The 4,710-nt window shown below is 34.1% G+C and carries 5 protein-coding genes; all 5 read right to left on the reverse strand.

What is annotated here, in order from left to right:
- Window positions 1-34: 34 nt before the first annotated feature.
- The 5 genes from murG to rsmH are packed head-to-tail and all read right to left on the reverse strand — an operon-like array spanning window position 35 to window position 4,692.
- Window positions 35-1,114 (reverse strand): undecaprenyldiphospho-muramoylpentapeptide beta-N-acetylglucosaminyltransferase, encoded by a 1,080-nt coding sequence (gene murG, locus RQ907_RS07700; protein ID WP_311492790.1) that lies wholly within the window; start codon window positions 1,112-1,114, stop codon window positions 35-37.
- Window positions 1,105-2,427, reverse strand: a complete 1,323-nt coding sequence (murD, locus tag RQ907_RS07705) for a UDP-N-acetylmuramoyl-L-alanine--D-glutamate ligase (protein WP_311492791.1) — start codon at window positions 2,425-2,427, stop codon at window positions 1,105-1,107. Before murD ends, murG begins: the two co-directional genes overlap by 10 nt.
- Entirely contained in the window at window positions 2,424-3,374 is a 951-nt protein-coding gene (gene mraY / locus RQ907_RS07710) for a phospho-N-acetylmuramoyl-pentapeptide-transferase (RefSeq protein ID WP_311492792.1), read from the reverse strand. Before mraY ends, murD begins: the two co-directional genes overlap by 4 nt.
- An 18-nt stretch (window positions 3,375-3,392) precedes the next feature.
- Complete coding sequence (locus RQ907_RS07715; protein WP_311492793.1) at window positions 3,393-3,770, reverse strand: hypothetical protein; 378 nt, start codon at window positions 3,768-3,770, stop codon at window positions 3,393-3,395.
- A 1-nt stretch (window position 3,771) separates the two neighbouring features.
- Window positions 3,772-4,692, reverse strand: coding sequence for a 16S rRNA (cytosine(1402)-N(4))-methyltransferase RsmH (gene rsmH / locus RQ907_RS07720; RefSeq protein ID WP_311492794.1), 921 nt, complete (start codon window positions 4,690-4,692; stop codon window positions 3,772-3,774).
- Window positions 4,693-4,710: the final 18 nt, after the last annotated feature.

A 4,710-nucleotide genomic window follows, 5' to 3' on the forward strand; every position in this document is an offset into this window, starting at 1 on the left:
TTTTTATTAACCTATCATCATTTTTATTAGTCATCTAAATTAGCTCTTTTATCTGCTGGTAACTCTTGTCTAAGGCGTGATTATCAGCAAGTTCGCAAGCTTTCTCCCCCATATTTTTAATTTTTTGCTCGTCTTTTATTATACTCATAATTTGAGTCTTTAGGTAGGATGATGTTAAATCTTTTTCTAGGATCATTAGACTTGCACCATGATCTACATAGGTACGAGCATTATATTCTTGGTGGTTTTCTGTAGTATAAGCCTTTGGAATCAAGATAGAAGGTCTACCAACTGAGGAAATTTCAGCAAGACTCATAGCCCCACTTGAAGCAATAACTAAATCTGATACTGCATAAAACAAGTCGATATTATCTATATATTTAAAAGCCTTGATATATTTTGATTTTTCGCATTTTTCTAAAAAGTCATCATAAAACCTGTTTCCTGTTTGGTGGAGGAGGAAAAATTCTCCATTCATATCCTTACTCATTTCTATGACTGCCTTATTTAAAGCAAAGGACCCATTTGACCCACCAAAGGAAAACACAACTGGGATGGATTTGTCAATCCCAAGTTTTTTTAAGTCTTCATCTGTATATGAAAGAGAAAAATTATTCCTAACAGGATTACCTGTAACAACGATGTTGGCTTGGTTTTTGAAGTGCTTAGCAGCTTCTTTGTAGGAAATCAAAACCCTATCTACTTTTTTTGATAAAAACTTAGAGGCCATACCTGGGTAGGAGTTTGATTCATGGACTATAGAAGGAATTTTTGCCTTAGAGGCCTGGTATAGGATTGGAGCACAAACATAGCCTCCTGTCCCTATTACAAGGTCCGGCTTAAAATTTTTGATAATTTCTTTTGCTTCTTTAAATCCTTTTAGATTTTTAAAAATAGCCTTAAATAGTCTTTTATTTATTTTTCTAGGAAGGCCCATAGCATCAATTGCTTTAAATTCGTAACCGTTTTTTTGGGCAATCTTCTCTTCTGGACCACCCTTTATGCCAACATAAATTATGTCAGCATCAGGATTTTCTTCCCTGATTTTTTGTCCAATGGCGATAGCTGGGTAAATATGTCCACCTGTGCCACCACCTGAAAGTATTACTCGCATTTTTCTTCCAATCTATTTACAAGTTTTTTAAACTCATCTCCCCTTGCCTCATAGGACTTATACATATCCCAAGAAGCACTGGCCGGAGAAAGTAAAACCACATCTCCCTTTTCAGCTTTTTCGTAGGCTGTGTTTATAGCTTCATTCATATCTTCTACCAAAATATATTTAATACCATACTTTTCGCACAAGACTTTTAATTTCTCCTTGGTAGCGCCCATCAAAACCATAATCTTGCCATTTTCCTTAAAGGCCTTTACATAATCTGTGTAGTCAATGTGTTTATCATAGCCACCTGCTATTATAAGTATAGGTCTGTCAAAACTTTCAATTGCCTTTACAGAGCTATCTACATTTGTTCCCTTAGAATCGTTGTAAAAGTCAATTCCAGAAAGGGTCCTTACATACTCAAGCCTGTGAGAAATTGATTTGAAAGTTTTTATAGCCTTTAATATTTCTGGTAAATCTAGACCATATAAATAAGTAAGTAATATTGCAGCCATGACATTTTCATAGTTGTGACGACCTATTACGGAAAGCTCCCTTACATCAAGGATTTCAGCTATAGTGCATCCGCCATTTACTAAACATATCATATTTCCATCTAGGAAAAGCCCCTTAGCTACCATATTCTGGCTTGAAAATTCATATACTTGAGCCTTAAAGTCTTTAATATGCTTTTGACTAATTTCATCTTCGTGATTTATAACCAAAAAATCGTCTTTATCTTGATTTTTAGCTAATTTTAACTTACTATCGATATAATCATCAAAACTTCCATGCCAATCTATGTGGTCCTCTTTGATATTTAAAATCGCACCGATATGAGGTTTGTAAGTAGATGTATCGTGAAGTTGGAAGGAAGAAAGTTCTTCTACAAAAACTCCTTTTTTATCATACATCTGCCACAAAATCCCCTCGCCAATATTTCCTACAGCGTAGGCAGGATGGCCACATTCATTTAAAATATGAGCAACCATGGAGGTTGTAGATGTCTTGCCATTTGTGCCTGTAATTGCAATTTTTTCTGCATCTGGAAATAATCTTTGACTTACTTCTATATCAGAAATTATCTCGTTATCTTTTTCTAAAATTTTTACAAGTTCATCACTTGGCTTAATACCAGGAGACTTTAAAATAAAGTCATATTTACCAAATTTTTCATCAGAAATAGGGCTATACTTATAGCCCTCAAGTTCATCTACATATTTTTTATTTTTATCATAGGTGTAAACTTCATAACCAAGCTTATCCAAAGCTTTTACTGAAGAAACACCTGTTACACCGAGTCCATAAACTAAAACTTTTTTCATAGTATTGCCACCAAACTTATTAGACATAGGATTGTCGATAAAATCATAAATCCTACTACAATTTTTTGCTCCTTATAACCCTTTAATTCGAAATGATGGTGGATAGGTGTCATAAGAAATACTCTTTTCTTGTTCCTATACCTATAAGAAATTACCTGGATAATAACAGATAAGGTCTCCATCACATAAACTCCACCAAATATTACTAGATATATTGGAATTTTTAGGTTAATGGCAAGGGCCACTACAGCTCCACCAATCGCCATTGATCCTGTATCCCCCATAAAAACGCTGGCTGGGTTTGAATTATAAATCAAAAATCCAAGTATTGCTCCAAGCATAATTACAGCAAAGATTTTGTTTGTACCTGTCTTCGCAATGATTGCTAGACATATAAAAACAGGAAGAGACACACTTACCAAAAGTCCATCTAGACCGTCAGTAAGGTTTGTGGCGTTTGTACAACCTACTATGATAAATATCATAATAGGGATACCAAGTACGGATACTGGTAAATAGTAAGATGTAAATGGTATTAATAATTTAGTTATAGAATCTTTGTCATTAACATAAGCAAGGATTGTTATTAATATCGCAAGTACAAATTGCAAGACTAATTTTTGCTTAGGTTTAAGTCCTTCTGACTGGTGGAGAACAAGTTTTCTAAAGTCATCAATAAAACCAATACCACCAAATCCCAACATAGAAACAATTAAAATCAAGGTCTCCAAATTTTTTGGAAGGATAATCACACTCATTAAAAGAGCAACGATTATAAAAATGACCCCTCCCATTGTTGGAGTACCTTCCTTAGCCATATGGCTTTGAGGTCCTACTTTTCTAATATTTTGTCCAATTTTTTTCTTTTTAAGCATTGGATTTATGACTTTACAAAGGCCCATACTCAAAAAAAAGCAAATAATAGTTATTAAATAAATATTGTCCATAATAAATCCTATCGGCAGTTAATTATTATTATCTTTCTTATAAACCATACCCAAATCTTCGATAGCATATCTTTGTATCCTATTTAGGTCAATGGCTTCGTCAAGATTACTTTGTAGCCTGTCTCTTTGGAGCTCGTAGCTTACAATTTCTGCCTGTAATCTATTATACTCAAACCTATCATTTGACAAGTTAATTCTTTTAATTATTAGAAATGTTGCCATAGCTGCAATTATAGAAAAACTTAAGAAAGAAATAGCGTATTTTAGGTGCCTATCTTTTTTCCTAATCCTCTCTATTTGGTGTGACCTAGTTAGCTTTGGTCTTTCTTTGACTTTTAGCCTGACACGATTTTTATTATTATTTTTTACTTGTCTTTTTTCGAAACGTTCAGCCATATCATATCCTTTGACACACTCTTAATTTTGCAGGTTTAGACCTAGAATTTTCTTTTAATTCATCGGCCTTTGCTGTTATCGGTTTTCTTGTAATAATTTTTACCTTAGCCACATGGTTGCATACACAAACAGGAATTTCCGGTGGGCATATACAGCCTGTTGCTAAATCCTTAAATTTATTTTTAACTATCCTATCTTCTAAAGAATGGAAAGTAATTATCGCTAATCTGCCATCTTTATCAATAAAATCTATTATCGTATCTATTGCCTTACTTAGGACATCAAGCTCTCTGTTTACTTCTATACGGAGGGCTTGAAACACTCTCTTTTCAGGATGAACTTCCGTAAATCTCGCAGATTTCATAACAATATTTCGGAGTTTGAAAGTGGTATTAATTCTTTCGGTTGCGCGAGCTTTGACAATATTTTTGGCTATGGCTTTGGAAAATCTTTCCTCACCATAATCAAAAAATATCCTAGTAAGCTCATCCTGAGAGTATTCATTGACAATTTTTTCTGCTGTTAACTCATTTTGCCTGTCCATTCTCATATCAAGTGGTCCATCGTGCATATAGGAAAATCCACGTTCTGGATTATCTATTTGATATGAGCTGACGCCAATGTCCATTAGAGCCCCATCAATTTTATTAAAACCGGCTTCACTTAAAACCTTGCCTATGTTTTCAAAGTTGGTGTTAAAAAACACTTTATTATCATAGTCCTTGAGGTTTTCTGAAGCAGCTTCAATGGCAGCTTTGTCTTGGTCTATGCCTATCAAAAGTCCCTTTGGCGAGAGTTTTTCTAAAATCATTTTAGAATGGCCTCCCTTGCCCAAGGTCAAATCAGCATAAATGCCGTCGGGTTTTATATTTAAATTTTCTATACATTCCCTATAGAGAACTGGTGTATGTTCAAATTTCATATTATTCATCCATTATAT

This window comes from uncultured Anaerococcus sp. (genome assembly GCF_963510575.1).
Classification (GTDB): domain Bacteria; phylum Bacillota; class Clostridia; order Tissierellales; family Peptoniphilaceae; genus Anaerococcus.